Raw genomic sequence first — 14,767 nt, 5'->3', positions numbered from 1 at the left:
ACGGCTGGGAAACCCTCTCTCAGCCCCTCGAACCCATGCCCCTTGACCTCGCAGCCTAAAACACCGACCCTTCACATGCCCGGAGCGCGCCGCCAGGGAATTTCCACAGCATTCGCGACACGACCTCCATTAGTTCGGTGGTGTATTCACGTTCCCGGTCTCGGGCAGCGACTGCTGGACGGGCCGAGACGAAATACATCAGCAGCAGACGGTAGTAAGGATTGTTCCTTACATAGTCTCTCTGGGTAAGGATGATGTGATGCAACCTGTCGCGCCAGCCCGGTCTTGTTTCGGTGTTTTCCAGCGTCTCCAGAACCTTGTCCCGCAGTTCCTGCGCGCTTTGCAGGTAGAGCTCGCGCAACACATGCTCCACATCGGAGAAATAGCGGTAAATGGAGCTGACCGGGATCCCGGCATGAGTGGCAATCTGTGTGGTCGTGATCGTTTGCACCGGATGACCTGACAAGAGATCAGCCGTAGCGGTCAGAATGATGTGGATCCGCTGGACAGCGCGGGCCTGTTTCGGCGTGTTCCGTGTTTTCAGCGGGCCAAAGACCATGGGTGTTTGTGCGGACGGGGTCATCTTACAGTCTCAGCAGTTGGGCCAGGGCGGCTGCCGAATGGCCTTGCTGTGGCGTCGGCGCGGCCTCATGGGCTTTGATCAGATTGAACAGGGCAGTGTTGATGGGCGCCGGGCAGTCGGCAGATGCGGCCAGGCGCAGGATTTCGCCGGTGATCGCATCGATTTCGGTGGGCCTGCCCGCGGCCAGATCGACGGCCATGGAGGTCATCGACGCCGGATCGAGTTTCTGAAGCCGCAGTAATGTCCTATTGAACAGCGCGTCGGGCAAACGCAGCAACCATTGCACCAGCCGCGGGGAGAGGGGACCGACGGTCTGCCAGGTAACCCCTGCTTCGTCATAGACCCGGAGCGCTTCGCGCAGCGTGGCCGCGTATATCCGGCGGTACCCCGATTGGCAGAGCATGGCATGAAGTGGCAGGCCGCTGAGGGCGTTGATCGGATTGATCAGGTTCAACAGCAGCTTGCCGTATTGAATGGGCGTCAGCGCATCCTGCAGCTCTGCCGGGGCGCCGGTGGCTGCGATGATCTCGGCAAGGGCAGCGCTGACTGGGGTGCGTTCCAACTTCAGCTGCCCGGCGCTGGACCGATGCAGGTGGTTGCCGGATGCCCAGACTACATTGAAGGGCACCATACCGGCGATGACCGGATGAGCGGGAAGGGCGGCACGCAGCTGCTCCACCGCGGACACTCCGTTCAGCAGGCAGAGGATCGGCGTTCCTTCGGCGGCGTAGGCGCGGATCTCTTCGATCGCCCGCTCCAGCCCGATGGATTTGAGCGTCAGCACGATAAGATCGGCCTCTGACAAGGCCTCGGGGCTGTCGTGCAGGTCCAGAAGCGACAGGTCAGTGTCCGCCGCCGTGCCGCCGGTCAGTCGCAGCGGTCTGGCACCGATCTGTGCCCAAGTGGCGGCCCGTCCGATCAGGCCAAGACGCCCGCCTGCCGCCTGCACGGCCGCTGCCCAATGCGCGCCGAGGAAACACCCGATCGCTCCGGCGCCCAGAAAGACAACTCTTCGGGGTGTCACGTTCAATCGAGCGTTCTCCAGACCGAGGCCAGGTCAGACAGTGGAATAGAAATGGATAGCGCGCTCTGCCCCCTGACGCGCCGTGCGGCAGTTCTACAATCATTCACCGTTCCGCGGAAATATTTTCCCGTTTTGCGGTAAAATATTGGTAACGGGTAGGCGCGACGCCGCTCAAATGACCGTTGTTGGTCTGGTCAGAGCGTTTTGAGGGCGCTGCGGGTTGCCGAGATCACCTGTTCTATTTGCGCGGCGCTCAGATGCGGGCCGATTGGCAGGCTCAGCACCTCATCGGCCAGTTGGCGCGCGAGAGGCAGGTCATGGTCGGTCATACCAAGGCTTGCATAGGCTTGCTGGGCATGGGGTGGGATCGGATAATGTACAAGCGTCTGCACGCCTGCCTCGGCCAGTATGGCGGCTAGGGTATCACGGTGCGGATGGCGGACGACATACAGATGCCACACGGGCGCCGCCTCGGTTGCGACCTCTGGCAGGATCAGGTCCAGATCGGCAAAGGCCTCTTGATAGCTGGCGGCGACCTCTGCCCGGCGCGCGTTCCAGCTGTCCAGAACCTGCAGTTTCACCGAAAGAAAGGCGGCCTGCACGGGATCTAGGCGGCTGTTGAGGCCGGGAACCTCGTTCTTGTATTTTTCACGCGATCCATAGTTGCGCAGGATCCGCATGCGGTCTGCAATCTCAGGATCGTTTGTCGTCAGCCCGCCGCCATCGCCAAGCGCGCCAAGGTTTTTGCCGGGGTAGAAACTCCAGCAGGCCACATCGCCATGCCCGCCGATCCGGGTGTCACCCCAGCGGGCTCCATGCGCTTGAGCAGCGTCTTCGATGACTTTCAGGTCAAATTCCCGTGCCACCGCCATGATTGCAGGCATATTGGCAGGTTGCCCATAAAGATGCACGGGGATCACTGCCTTGACGCCCGGCGCCATGGCCGCGCGGATGCCCTCTGCAGTGATGTTGTGGGTCCTGGCGTCCGGCTCGACCGGAACAGGGGTTGCGCCGCATTGGCTGACGGCCAGCCAGGTGGCGATATAGGTATTGGAGGGCACCAGCACCTTGTCCCCGGCGCCGACTCCGACTGCCATCAGTGCGATGCGCAGCGCATCCAACCCATTGGCAACGCCAATCGCATGGCTGGTGCCACAGTATTGCGCAAAGGCGGTTTCGAAGCGCTCGACTTCAGGGCCCAGGATGTACCAGCCTGAGCGCAACGCCCGCAGCATTTCAGGCTCCGCCTGCGCCGCCAGCTCATCATAGGCTGCCTTGAGGTCGAGAAAGGGTACACTCATCGCCGCGCTGCCGCTTCGGCCAGAAAACTGTCGTAGTCGCGGATGTAATCGCTTTCCTCATAGGGGGCAGAGGCCAGCACCATACAGACGGCTCCGGAGGAGAAATTGTCGAGATAACGCCACATCATCGGGCAGATGTAGATGCCGAAATAGGAGCGGTTGAGGTGAAACCGCTTCTTGTTTATCCCATCATCAAGAACCACGTCGAAACTGCCGGACATGGCAATCATGAACTGATGCAGCCCCTTGTGGGCATGTGCCCCACGGTCCGACCCGCCGGGCACATCGTAAAGATAGTATACCCGTTTGATGTCAAAGGGGATGTGGTTCATGCCTTCGATGAAGGTCAGGTTCCCGCGGGCATCCTCGATCTTCGGGAGGTCGATGAACTGGCAATCTTCGAGTGGCAAATCCAATCTCCGCTGATCCGGGCCGGGCGCTTATCCCTGCCGATCCGGGGAACTCGCACTGGCGGTACAGGGCTTTGTCCCTTGGCGAAGTTGTCTAGCATATTGTAGGTAACGTTCAATCGAATTCATGGCTCCGGACCTAGGGCCTGAGGGAACAACGGGAACACAGCCATGAAAGTACTGCAGAAACCGCCACGACCCACGGGGCGCACTCCGCACCCGATGGCCGCCAACGGAGCAGAGGCTGAAGCCCCCGCCGCCACACCGGTTTCCTTGGCATGAGCGGGATCGAGATCCACCGATACATGCCCGAGCAGGCGGATGCCTGGAATGCCTTTGTCAGGGCGTCCAAGAACGGAACCTTCCTGTTTGATCGCGGCTTCATGGACTACCATGCGGACCGGTTCGAGGATCACTCTTTGATGTTTTTCGAGGCGGGCAAGATTATCGCGTTGCTGCCTGCCAACCGTCAGGGTGATGATCTTGTCTCGCACGGTGGGCTAACCTATGGCGGCCTCATCTCAGGGGCCAAAATGGGCGCGGCCCGGATGCTGGCGTTGTTTGACAGCCTGATGGCCTATCTTCGCACGGCGGGGCTGACCACGCTGCACTACAAGGCGATCCCCCATATCTATCACGATCAGCCGGCGGAGGAGGATCTATACGCCTTGTTCCGTTACGGGGCGGACACGGTGCGGGCAGATGTGTCCTCGACCATCGCAATCCCGCACCGCCTGCCATTTGGCAGTGGCAAGAAGGATGGGGTGCGCAAGGCGCGCAAGGCAGGGCTGGACGTGCGGGAAAGCCGCGACTGGGCGATGTGCTGGGATCTGCTGACCCGGGTTCTGGAGGATCGCCACGACGCAAAACCCGTGCACAGCCTGGCCGAAATTGAGCTGCTGGCCGGGCGTTTCCCGGACAATATCCGACTGTTCGGTGCCTTTGATGGCGGCGAGATGGTGTCGGCGCTGGTGATCTTTGACTGTGGCAGGACGGTCCATGTGCAATACATCGCCTCGTCCGAGCGGGGACGCCAGCATGGCGGTGTGGACGTCATCGTTCAGACCTTGCTGACGGATGTTTTCGCGGGCCGGGACTGGTTTGATTTTGGCATCTCAACCACCGAACAGGGTCGTGCCCTCAATGAAGGGCTGGTGCGGCAAAAGGAAATGTTCGGCGCCCGGACGACGCTGTATCAGCAGTTTCGCTTGTCTCTGGATCGGACAAGCTAAGGCGTCAGCGCAGGTTTGCGATGTTCTCTACCAGCGAGGTGCAGGCATCCGCGATATGCGCACGTGTCAGCTCTGCTGCCAGGGCGGCATCGCCGTTGCTGCAGGCCTCAAGAATGGCAAGATGCTCTTCATGGGCGCGCTGCATGCCATTGGACAGCACCAGTTGCGCGCGCAAATATCTGTCCACCCGGTCCATGGCATTGTCGATCACATCGAGATGATATTGCAGGCCGCTAGCCGCGTAGAGCTGCGAATGGAAATCCCGGTTCAGCTGGCCCCAGGTCAGGGGATCGTCCGATGCGGAAAACGCTTCCAGACACTGGCGGGCCTGTTCTAGGACCTCTGGCGTCATCTGCGGGACCGCGCGGCGGATCACTTCGGGTTCGATCAGCGCCCGCAGATCAAAAATCTCCTGTGCCTCTTCCGGGGAAAGGCCAGACACAACCGCGCCCTTGTACCGCTGGGTCTTGACCAGTCCCTGTTCCTCAAGCCGCGAGATCGCCTCGCGGACCGGGATCCGGCTGGTGTTGAATAGCCCGGCGATTTCATCCTGCCGCAGCGGTTCGCCCTCTTTCAGGTCACCTTCGATGATGGCCTTGCGCAGGGCTTCGAAAACGATCGACGAGGCCGAGGCGGTTTTCGAGATATCGACGGGGTTCAGCTTCATTCGGTTTGGCTCCTCCTGAAGCCTTGATAGGATCTTTTGCGGGTTCTGCAAAGGTTTGGCCGCAATTATCCGCTGCAGACCCAGGACAGGTCGCGCGCGGAAATCGCTTGCAAAGGCAAGCAGGGAAGAAAGACGGTGGAGGGAAGTGCCTGCCTGTTACGGGCGATCCGCGCCAAAACCAGCGGTCGTGAAGCTGCCTGTCAGGGCGGCGGAGGCGGTCTGCGGAGTGGTGGCCGCGCGGCTGGCCATGCGCTCAAGGTTCACGATGGTTGAGAGCATGATCCGATCATGGCTCCAGTCGGCAGGGCGTTGCAGCAACAGCGCTGTTGTCATCACCGCAGCAACCATAAGGCCCGAGATGATGGCCCAGCCCAGCGGGTTCTCGGCTGCGCTCTGGTCGGCGGTCACGGTGAGCAGGCGGCGCTCCAGCGCTGATGCGCCACGAGCTGTTTCGCGGCGATCCACCAGGGCCACCGCAGGGCTGCGGCGGGCAAACAGTACCGGGTCCTTGGCCGCATGGGCGCAGGCGCGGATCAGGCATTCGCAATAGGCGCGCAGATCGAAATGAGGCCGTGCCATCATCGCCTGATCGCAGGCAAATTCACGCAGCAGCCGTACTTCGCGGCGCCACAGGTAGAAGGCGGGATTCCAGAACAGTAGCGGTCGCAGCGCATCGAGGAGAAATTCGCATTCGATGTCGCGCTGCCGGAAGTGCTGCAATTCATGCGCGACGGTCAGGCGCAGATCCTGCGGATCCTCCAGCAGGGCGGTCGGCAGAACCACGTAGCGCGTAAAAAGACTGCGGGTGGAATAGGCGACGCGGGCCTCATCAGACAACAGCACCCGCACGCTGCCGATGCGCTTCCAGGCAAAGGCCTGCCGCAGGCTGCGCCGCAGGCGCAGGACCGACACCGCCAATTGCGCCGTGCAGAAGGCCGCGCCCGCGGCCAGAGCGGCCAGCGTCGCCTGTGCCCAGAGAGGTCGATCGCTGGTCAGGGTGCGAACCAGATCCTCGCGCAGGCCCAGAAGATCCTCGAACCGGGTTGCGCTCATCCCGACATGACCCTGCAGATATTGCGCAACGAGAAGGTCCGACAGGTTGGGCGGATGGGCAAAGACCAGGCTGGTCAGGGCCAAAACCAGCAGCGGAGACAGCGCGAGCAGCAGCGTCACCGTGTTCAGCAGCTGCAATTGCGGACGGTAGGTCGAGCCGAAAGCGCTGCGGGACAGCAGTTTTCGCGCGACCAGCCAGAGCGCCGCGCCCGCAAACAGCAGCAGGTTCAGATCAAGATAGGCATTCAGTAGAGCATCAGGTTGCATTGTCCCCCAGCCTTTCCTCCAGAAGCGCTCTCATCTCTTCGAGCATTTCGTCGGTCACGTCCTCATCATCTACAAGCCGGGCAACAAGGGCGGCCGGGGCTCCGTTGAAGAGTTTGCTCGAAAGGTTTTTCAGAGATGTTTTCTGGTACTCTGCCTTGGGAACGGCGGGGCGGTAGACCAGTGAGCGGTCGGCCCGTTCACTGGTAAGGAAACCCTTCTGTTCCATGATTTTCAGGACGGTTGCGACCGAGGTATAGGCGCGTTCCTGCACCTTGTTCAGCTCGGCCAGAATATCGCGCACGGTGCCGCCGCCGGTTTCCCAGACCACGGTCATGAACTCCAGTTCCACTTCGGTGAGGAGCGATTTGTCCTGTTTCTTTCGCATGCGCGCAGTTGCCTGATCCATTTTGGTCTTCCGCTTATGCTAGGGGAAAGGGGGAGGGGTTGAAAACTATTTTTTTAGCAGAGGCCAGGCGCGCAGATTGCTGGTTGCCCGACTTCGCGGTGCAGAGACCTCTGTGTACCAGCAGAAAAGGCCCGATTTGCTGAGAAGGCCTTGAGGGGCAGATCTGCCTCTCAAGGCCGTTTTCAAGGGTATTGAAGGTTTGCGCGTCAAGGACAAGCCGCCTTTGGCGGGGCCTTCGGCCTCCTTGACCCGCCGGGTGGGCCCGCCGTCACACCTTCCAGAAGCAGAAGACGCCCCAGGCGATAGACAGGCCGAGCGGGATCCACAGGGGCATGCCGATCAGACCGAGCCAGGCCAGAAAGATATAGGCGGTCCCGAGGAGGCTGATGAACAGCCGGTCGCCGCGAGTGGTTTCAAGCCCCAGGACCCCCTTGCGCAGGTCGCCGCCGGGGTGACGGATCTCAAGCGCGATGAGAACGCCGATTGCAGAAAAGATACCGATAAAGACCAGCGCCGTCGGCCAGGTCCAGGCCATCCATGATAGCATGTCAAACCCTCCCCATCGCAAAACCCTTTGCGATGTAGTTGCGGACGAACCAAATCACGATGGCGCCCGGAATGATTGTCAATGTGCCCGCAGCCGCCAGAAGGCCCAGCTCATAGCCGGCGCTGGAGGCGGTTTTGGTCATGGTGGCGGCGATGGGTTTGGCCGCCACGGCTGTCAGGGTTTTGGCCAGCAGCAGCTCCACCCAGGAGAACATGAAGCAGAAGAAGGCAGCAACGCCGACCCCGGCCTTGATCGAGGGGATGAAGATCACGGCAAAGAACCGCGGGAAGGAATAGCCATCCACATAGGCGGTCTCGTCGAGTTCCTTGGGAATGCCGCCCATGAAACCTTCGAGAATCCAGACCGCGAGCGGGATGTTGAACAGGCAGTGCGCCAGCGCCACCGCCAGATGGGTGTCGAACAGCCCGACGGCCGAATATAGCTGGAAAAAGGGCAGAGCAAAGACCGCTGCCGGGGCCATCCGGTTGGTGAGCAGCCAGAAGAACAGCTGCTTGTCACCCAGAAAGCGGTAGCGGCTGAAGGCATAGGCGGCCGGCAGGGCCACCGCGACCGAAATTACCGTGTTGATCGTCACGTAGAGGATCGAGTTGATATAACCCCAGTACCAGGTCGGATCGGTGAAGATGACCTTGTAGTTCTCCAGCGTGAAGGTCTGTGGAAAGAGCGAAAAGCCCGCGAGGATTTCATTGGTTGTCTTGAAGCTCATCGCCACCAGCCAGTAGATCGGCAGCATGAGGAACAGGATATAGACGATGGGGACGATGGAACGTTTCTGCATCTGATCCCTCCCTTAATTCTGATCGTCTTTGGTCATCAGCGTGTAGAACAGCCAGCTGACCAGAAGCGTGATTGCAAAGTAGATGAGCGACATCGCGGCGGCGGGGCCGAGGTCGAACTGACCCAGCGCGATTTTCACCAGATCGATCGACAGGAGCGTGGTGGAGTTGCCGGGGCCACCGCCGGTCAGAACGAAAGGCTCGGTGTAGATGTTGAAGCTGTCCATGAACCTGAGCAGGATCGCGATGGTCAGGACGGTTTTCATCTTGGGCAGCTGGATGAACCGGAACACTGCCCAGTTCGAGGCGCCGTCGATCTTGGCTGCCTGATAATAGGCGTCGGGGATTGAGACGAGACCTGCATAGGACAGAAGCACCACCAGCGAGGTCCAGTGCCAGACGTCCATGGTGACGATGGTCACCCAGGCCGCGACCGGATCCTGCGTCATGTCGTAGTTGATGCCGAGCGTGTGGTTCAGGAAGAAGCCCAGAAGGCCGATATCGGGGAGGGTGAAGATGTTCCACATCGCGCCCACCACGTTCCAGGGGATCAGCATCGGCAGCGCCATCAGCACGAGGCAAACCGGCACCCAGAACCCTTTGCGTGGCATCGACAGCGCAATCGCGATGCCCAAGGGCACCTCGATGATCAGGATCAAAAAGGTAAAGAGGAACTGTCGTCCGAGGGCGGCGTGGAACCGGTCGGAGCGCAGGATCTGTTCGAACCAGTCGAGCCCTTGCCAGAAGAAGACGTTGTCGCCGAAGGTTTCCTGTACCGAGTAGTTGACGACGGTCATCATCGGGATGAGCGCATTAAAGGCCACCAGCAACAGGACCGGCAGCACAAAGAACCATGCTTTTTGGTTTTCGGTTTTCATTTGCTGTTACTCCGGGTCTGTGGCGAGCCAGCCGTCCACGTAAAGGCGGGTCTGGTCTTGGCGGAAGGCGAGGTGGGTTTCATCGCCTTTGTGCGGGGCGGCGCCTTCCTCGATCACGGCGTTGACCTTGTGGCCAAGGCAGTTGCATTCGACCACCGTGTGGCGGCCGATGTCGGACACCTTGGTTACGGTGGCGGGCAGGCCGCTGTCTGAGAGCGAGACGAACTCCGGGCGGATGCCGATCTCGGTCTTGCCATTAGGGGTGCCGCGCACGGGGCCTTCGAGGGCGACTGGCTGGCCTTCGATCTTTGCCTCTCCGTCAAAGGTGCAGGGCAGGATGTTCATGCCCGGCGAGCCGATGAAATGGCCGACAAACGTGTGCGCGGGGCGTTCGAACAGCTCAACCGGCGTGCCGATCTGCACCACTTCGCCAAGCTGCATCACCACCACCTGATCGGCAAAGGTCAGCGCTTCGGTCTGGTCGTGGGTGACGTAGATCATCGTCGCCTTCACGCGCTGGTGCAGCTCTTTCAGCTTGGAGCGCAGCTTCCACTTCAGATGCGGGTCGATCACGGTGAGCGGTTCGTCGAACATGACCACGTTCACGTCCTCGCGCACGAGGCCACGGCCCATCGAGATCTTCTGCTTGTTGTCAGGTGACAACCCTGCGGCCTTCTGGTTCAGCATCTCGGTGACTTCCAGCATCTCGGCAATCGCCATGACGCGTTCGCGTACGATGGCCTCGTCCCGGCCACGATTGCGCAGCGGGAAGGCGAGGTTGTCGTAAACCGTCATGGTGTCGTAGATCACCGGGAACTGGAACACCTGCGCGATATTGCGCTGGTCGGGGGGGAGTTTGGTGACGTCCTGACCGTCAAACAGGATCTGACCTTCGGAAGGCACCAGAAGCCCTGAGATGATGTTCAGCAGGGTGGATTTGCCACAACCCGAGGGACCAAGCAGCGCATAGGCGCCGCCGTCGGACCAGTCGAGATCGATTTCCTTCAGCGCATAGTCGGAAGCTGATGTCGGCGCCGGAAGGTAGCTGTGGCGCAGTTTTGAAAGGGTGATTTTTGCCATCGTCTTGCCTCACGCCACGCGGGAGCCATCGGGTGCAAAGAAATAGCACGCGGATGGATCCATATAGAAATCATGCATTTCGCCGACCTGGTAGGGGTGAACCCCGGCCGAAAGGGAGACCCAGCTGCCCTGAGTGCTGCCAAGGCCCAGATCGAAATGGGCGCTGCTTTCGGAGCCCGAAAGCTCGGTCACCTGCACGCGTCCGGCGATGCGGACCGTGGCCTGCGTGGTGGCGACGGGCAGCACGTGATAGGGGCGGATTGCGACGGTATAGGTGCCATCCGCCAGATCTGCGGCAGCGCCCTCCAGAACCCAGGTCACATCCGGGGTCAGCCGGGCCATGTTACCCTGTTTGGTGATTTCGGCGGTGTTGATCGGCGGATCCGAGAACACCCGGGCCGCGGCCACGTTTTGCGGGTCGCGGTAGATCTCTGCGGTGGGGCCGAACTGGGTAACGCGGCCATCGCGCATCAGCGCGGTCTTACCGCCCAGCAGCAACGCTTCTTCGGGTTCCGAGGTGGCATAGACCACAACGGCACCACGTCCGGCGAAAAGCTCTGGTAGCTGGTCGCGCAGTTCTTCGCGCAGTTTGTAATCGAGGTTCGCCAGCGGTTCGTCCAGGAACACTGCCTGGCTTTCCTTGGCAATCGCGCGGGCAAGGGCGCAGCGTTGCTGCTGTCCGCCAGAGAGCTCATGCGGGCGCCGGTGCAGCATCGGGCGCAACTGCAGGATATCCGCGGCGTCTTCCACCCGACCTTCGATTTCGGATTTTGCCATGCCTGCGACCTTCAAGGGGGAGGCGATGTTTTCAAAAACCGTCATGTGCGGGTAGTTGATAAAGAATTGGTGCACCAAGCTAATGTTGCGTTTCTGGGTGTTGAGGCGGGTCACGTCCCGGCCTTCCATCCACACGCTGCCGCTGGCAATCGGGTCCAGCCCGGCCATCAGTTTGATCAATGAGGTCTTGCCCGACCCGGTGGCGCCCAGAAGGACGTTGAAGTGACCGCTCTCCAGTATCAGAGACGTGTCTTTTATGTGCTCAATCGCGCCGACGCGCTTGACCACGTTTTTAAGTTCAAGAGCCATCTTGGTTGGTCTTTCCGGAGAATGGGCCCGCTTGCGCTGCGCCGCTGCGGGCGTCGGCGAGAGAGCCAAAGCGCGATCCGCGCTTCCGTGGGGTTTGCAAATGCCCCGAAGCAGGACATGGGCCGCTTCGGGGTGGGTCGGCCGGGCGGAGAGCCGCCCGGCGGGGAGGGAGCCCTTAGTTCTTGGCCCAGCGGGCAACCAGCTCGTCATAGTTGACGGTCTGGCCCTGAGGCTTCTCGTTCTCCAGCTTCGGCTTGGCGCCGCCATTGGCGTACCACCATTCCGCGTCCTTCTCTTCGTTCAGGCGCGGACCACAGCCGCCGTAGATGTTGGCCTGCTCGTCAGCGCGCTGCATCCGGCTCATGGTGATGTCCATTTCCTGAGCAAGACGATCCATCGCTTCCTGCGGCGTGAAGGCGCCGGAGTTTACGTCACCGATCTGCTGCCACCAGATCTGGGCCAGCTTGGGATAGTCCGGAACGTTCACACCGGTCGGCGACCATGCCACGCGGTCGGGCGAACGATAGAATTCCACCAGACCACCGAGTTTCTCGGCACGTTCAGAGAAGCTCTGGTGGTTGACCGAGCTGTCGCGGATGAAGGTGAGACCCACGTGGGATTTCTTCACGTCCACGGTTTTCGACACCACGAACTGAGCGTAGAGCCATGCAGCCTGCGCGCGGTCCAGCGGAGTGGAGTTGAGGAAGGTCCAGGAACCCACGTCCTGATAGCCGACCTTCTGGCCTTCTTCCCAGTAGGGGCCATGCGGAGAGGGTGCCATGCGCCACAGCGGGGTGCCGCTGTCGTCGACGGTGTTGTTGCCTTCGGACTTCGGCTTCACCATGTCTGCGGTGAAGGCGGTGTACCAGAAGATCTGCTGTGCCACGTTGCCTTGGGCCAGGGCGGGCAGGGACTGGTAGAAGTCATAAGACGCCGCACCCGGAGGCGCGTATTTGCGCAGCCATTCGTCCCATTTGCGGATCGCATAGACCGCAGCCGGGCCGTTCGCGGCACCACCGCGGGTGACGCTGGCACCAACCGGGTTGCAGGTGCCCGCTTCCATGCGGATGCCCCATTCGTCGATCGGCACACCGTTCGGCTCACCTTTGGAGCCTGCGCCCGCCATCGACAGCCAGGCGTCGGTCATCCGCCAGCCAAGGTCAGGCGCGCGTTTGCCGTAGTCCATGTGGCCGTAGATATCGACGCCATCGATGTTCTTCACATCTTCCGAGAAGAATTCAGCGATGTCCTCATATGCGGACCAGTTAACCGGAACGCCCAGATCGTAGCCGTATTTCTCTTTGAAGGCCGCTTGCAGGTCTTCACGGTCGAACCAGTCTTTGCGGAACCAGTAGAGGTTCGCGAACTGTTGGTCGGGCAGCTGGTACAGATCGCCATCGGGACCGGTGGTGAACTGGGTGCCCATGAAGTCGTCGAGGTCGAGACCGGGGTTGGTCACCGCCTTGAAATCGCCTTCCATCATGTCGCTGAGGTTATAAGCAAGCTGCAGACGCGAGTGGGTGCCGATCAGGTCGGAATCGTTGACGTAGGCGTCATAGAGGTTCCGCTTGGTCTGCATTTGGGTCTGAACCGCCTGAACGACTTCGCCCTCACCAAGGATCTGGTGGTTCACCTTGATGCCGGTGATTTCTTCAAAGGCTTTTGTCAGAACTTCCGATTCATAGCTGTGCGTGGGGATACCCTCGGACAGCACGTTGATTTCCATGCCCTTGTAAGGCTCTGCCGCCTGAATGAACCACTGCATCTCGGACAGTTGTTCTTCCTTGGACAGGGCCGATGGCTGGAATTCTTCATCAATCCATTTCTTGGCAGCTGCCTCGTCGGCATATGCTGCTTGGCCCGCAACCACGGCGCAAACCGCTGCTGCGGACAAAAGATACTTCCGCATCTTTCTCCTCCCTAAAGTCAGTAAGGCCAGATGTGCGTTGCTCGCACCTGACTGCTACAGGAGTTTCATAGGGTGCGGCGGATTGTCAAACTAAAAAATTAGTAATGATGTAAGTGTCTGACAATATTGTGATTAAAGTTGATCTAGAGATACCTGTTTGCAATGCGGGCGCAGCGAAAATCCGCTGCCGCACCGCAGCATCAACCGGATTGGTGGCTCTTGTTGTGGGGATGGCGAGGGCGCTGGGAGAATCGCGTTTTCCCGTCGCGGTGTTCTGAGTTTCCGGCTAAGGAAGGTGCCATGACAGATGAATCCACATTCGAGATCTTTCTGACCGCGGCGCCGGGGCTTGAACAGGCCCTGCTGGCCGAGGCGCGTGAGCTAAAATTTTCCGATCCCCGGGCTGTTCCCGGCGGTGTCACGGTGCAGGGCGGCTGGCCCGAGGTCTGGCGCGCCAACCTGTACCTGCGCGGCGCGGCGCGCGTGCTGGCGCGGATCGGAGCTTTCCGGGCCTTCCACCTTGCGCAACTGGACAAACGCGCCCGGAAATTTCCGTGGGCGGATGTACTGCGCGCGGATGTTCCGATCCGCGTCGAGGTGGCGACCAACAAGAAGTCAAAAATCTACCACGCAGGCGCCGCCGCCCAGCGGATCGAACGGGCCCTGTCCGAAGAGCTGGGCGCCACAATCATTCCGCCCAATGCCAGTGATGAGATGAGCGGCGCAGGCGTGACGCTGAAATGCCGGATTGAGGACAACCTGTGCCAGTTCAGCGTCGATACTTCGGGCGAGGGGCTTCACAAGCGTGGCCACAAATCGGCGGTGGGCAAGGCGCCGATGCGGGAAAATCTGGCGGCGCTGTTTCTGCGCGAATGCGGGTTCGACGGAAGCCAGACAGTAGTGGACCCGATGTGCGGCTCCGGCACCTTCGTGATCGAGGCCGCCGAGATCGCCATGGGGCTGGCGCCCGGGCGCAGCCGCAGCTTTGCCTTTGAGCAACTTGCGACATTTGATGCGGATGCTTTTGCCGCGATGAAAGCCGCAGTCGTTTCGCAGGAGACCCCGCTGCGGTTCTACGGATCCGACCGGAATGCGGGCGCGGTGGAGATGGCCACTGCCAATGCCGCCCGTGCGGGTGTTGCAGGCTGCACGTCCTTTTCGCAGGCTGCGGTAAGCGATCTGATGCCGCCCGAGGGGGCGCCCGGGCTGGTGATCGTGAACCCGCCTTATGGGGCGCGGATCGGCAACAAGAAACTGCTTTTCGCGCTTTACGGCGCGCTGGGGCAGGTCCTGAAAGAGCGATTTTCCGGCTGGCAGGTGGGTATCGTGACCAGCGAAACCGGTCTGGCAAAGGCGACCCAACTGCCTTTTCTACCCTTCGGGGCACCGGTCGCACACGGCGGGTTGAAGATCCGTCTGTTCCGGACTGCTCCGCTGCCCTGATCCATCGTTCTGATGTGACAATGCTGGCCATACTGCTGAGATCAGTGGCATCTTGGCTGCGCCGGGCTATCTGAACCCGGCGCC

15 protein-coding genes are annotated in these 14,767 nt (G+C 60.8%); 2 read left to right on the top strand and 13 right to left on the bottom strand.

Translation table 11 applies throughout. The features are described 5' to 3' along the window. Positions 1–55: 55 nt before the first annotated feature. The 4 genes from AAFO90_RS18485 to AAFO90_RS18470 form a co-directional block, all read right to left on the bottom strand. Positions 56–583: a TetR/AcrR family transcriptional regulator gene (locus AAFO90_RS18485; RefSeq protein ID WP_347510315.1), complete on the bottom strand. Its 528-nt coding sequence runs from the start codon at positions 581–583 to the stop codon at positions 56–58. A 1-nt stretch (position 584) separates the two neighbouring features. Beyond that, positions 585–1,607 carry a 2-dehydropantoate 2-reductase gene (locus AAFO90_RS18480; protein ID WP_347510316.1) on the bottom strand — a complete coding sequence of 341 codons (1,023 nt, stop codon included), beginning with the start codon at positions 1,605–1,607 and terminating at the stop codon, positions 585–587. A gap of 194 nt (positions 1,608–1,801) precedes the next feature. Further along, positions 1,802–2,908 carry a DegT/DnrJ/EryC1/StrS family aminotransferase gene (locus AAFO90_RS18475; protein WP_347510314.1) on the bottom strand — a complete coding sequence of 369 codons (1,107 nt, stop codon included), beginning with the start codon at positions 2,906–2,908 and terminating at the stop codon, positions 1,802–1,804. Next, positions 2,905–3,318 (bottom strand): FdtA/QdtA family cupin domain-containing protein, encoded by a 414-nt coding sequence (locus AAFO90_RS18470; RefSeq protein WP_347510313.1) that lies wholly within the window; start codon positions 3,316–3,318, stop codon positions 2,905–2,907. The genes AAFO90_RS18475 and AAFO90_RS18470 overlap by 4 nt, the downstream gene beginning before the upstream one ends. A 278-nt stretch (positions 3,319–3,596) precedes the next feature. Between AAFO90_RS18470 and AAFO90_RS18465 the strand changes: the two genes are divergently transcribed. Then, complete coding sequence (locus AAFO90_RS18465) at positions 3,597–4,550, top strand: GNAT family N-acetyltransferase (protein WP_347510312.1); 954 nt, start codon at positions 3,597–3,599, stop codon at positions 4,548–4,550. 4 nt (positions 4,551–4,554) lie between these two features. On the opposite strand, the gene AAFO90_RS18460 is transcribed toward AAFO90_RS18465, so the two are convergent. From AAFO90_RS18460 to AAFO90_RS18420, 9 genes are all read right to left on the bottom strand, one after another. Beyond that, the gene (locus AAFO90_RS18460; protein ID WP_274832724.1) at positions 4,555–5,217 is read right to left on the bottom strand and encodes a GntR family transcriptional regulator; all 663 of its coding nucleotides are present in this window, start codon (positions 5,215–5,217) and stop codon (positions 4,555–4,557) included. Between the two features lie 156 nt (positions 5,218–5,373). Beyond that, on the bottom strand, positions 5,374–6,537 hold the full coding sequence (locus AAFO90_RS18455; RefSeq protein ID WP_347510311.1) for a M56 family metallopeptidase: 1,164 nt from the start codon (positions 6,535–6,537) through the stop codon (positions 5,374–5,376). Then, positions 6,527–6,922 carry a BlaI/MecI/CopY family transcriptional regulator gene (locus AAFO90_RS18450; protein WP_274829675.1) on the bottom strand — a complete coding sequence of 132 codons (396 nt, stop codon included), beginning with the start codon at positions 6,920–6,922 and terminating at the stop codon, positions 6,527–6,529. Before AAFO90_RS18450 ends, AAFO90_RS18455 begins: the two co-directional genes overlap by 11 nt. Before the next feature lie 289 nt (positions 6,923–7,211). Further along, on the bottom strand, positions 7,212–7,490 hold the full coding sequence (locus AAFO90_RS18445; RefSeq protein WP_065271226.1) for a DUF2160 domain-containing protein: 279 nt from the start codon (positions 7,488–7,490) through the stop codon (positions 7,212–7,214). A 1-nt stretch (position 7,491) separates the two neighbouring features. Then, a complete protein-coding gene (locus AAFO90_RS18440; protein WP_065271225.1) occupies positions 7,492–8,289 on the bottom strand; it encodes a carbohydrate ABC transporter permease in 798 nt (265 codons plus the stop codon). 12 nt (positions 8,290–8,301) lie between these two features. After that, positions 8,302–9,165: a sugar ABC transporter permease gene (locus tag AAFO90_RS18435; RefSeq protein WP_347510310.1), complete on the bottom strand. Its 864-nt coding sequence runs from the start codon at positions 9,163–9,165 to the stop codon at positions 8,302–8,304. Positions 9,166–9,171: 6 nt separating this feature from the next. Beyond that, entirely contained in the window at positions 9,172–10,245 is a 1,074-nt protein-coding gene (locus AAFO90_RS18430) for an ABC transporter ATP-binding protein (protein ID WP_347510309.1), read from the bottom strand. Between the two features lie 9 nt (positions 10,246–10,254). Then, positions 10,255–11,331, bottom strand: a complete 1,077-nt coding sequence (locus AAFO90_RS18425) for an ABC transporter ATP-binding protein (protein WP_274829673.1) — start codon at positions 11,329–11,331, stop codon at positions 10,255–10,257. A 175-nt stretch (positions 11,332–11,506) separates the two neighbouring features. Beyond that, the gene (locus AAFO90_RS18420) at positions 11,507–13,240 is read right to left on the bottom strand and encodes an ABC transporter substrate-binding protein (RefSeq protein ID WP_347510308.1); all 1,734 of its coding nucleotides are present in this window, start codon (positions 13,238–13,240) and stop codon (positions 11,507–11,509) included. A gap of 300 nt (positions 13,241–13,540) precedes the next feature. Between AAFO90_RS18420 and AAFO90_RS18415 the strand changes: the two genes are divergently transcribed. Continuing rightward, positions 13,541–14,683 carry a class I SAM-dependent RNA methyltransferase gene (locus tag AAFO90_RS18415; protein WP_347510307.1) on the top strand — a complete coding sequence of 381 codons (1,143 nt, stop codon included), beginning with the start codon at positions 13,541–13,543 and terminating at the stop codon, positions 14,681–14,683. The last annotated feature ends 84 nt before the right edge of the window (positions 14,684–14,767 follow it).

The organism is Phaeobacter sp. CAU 1743, assembly GCF_039839315.1.
Classification (GTDB): domain Bacteria; phylum Pseudomonadota; class Alphaproteobacteria; order Rhodobacterales; family Rhodobacteraceae; genus Phycobacter; species Phycobacter gallaeciensis_A.
This window is presented reverse-complemented; position numbering and strand designations above follow the sequence as displayed.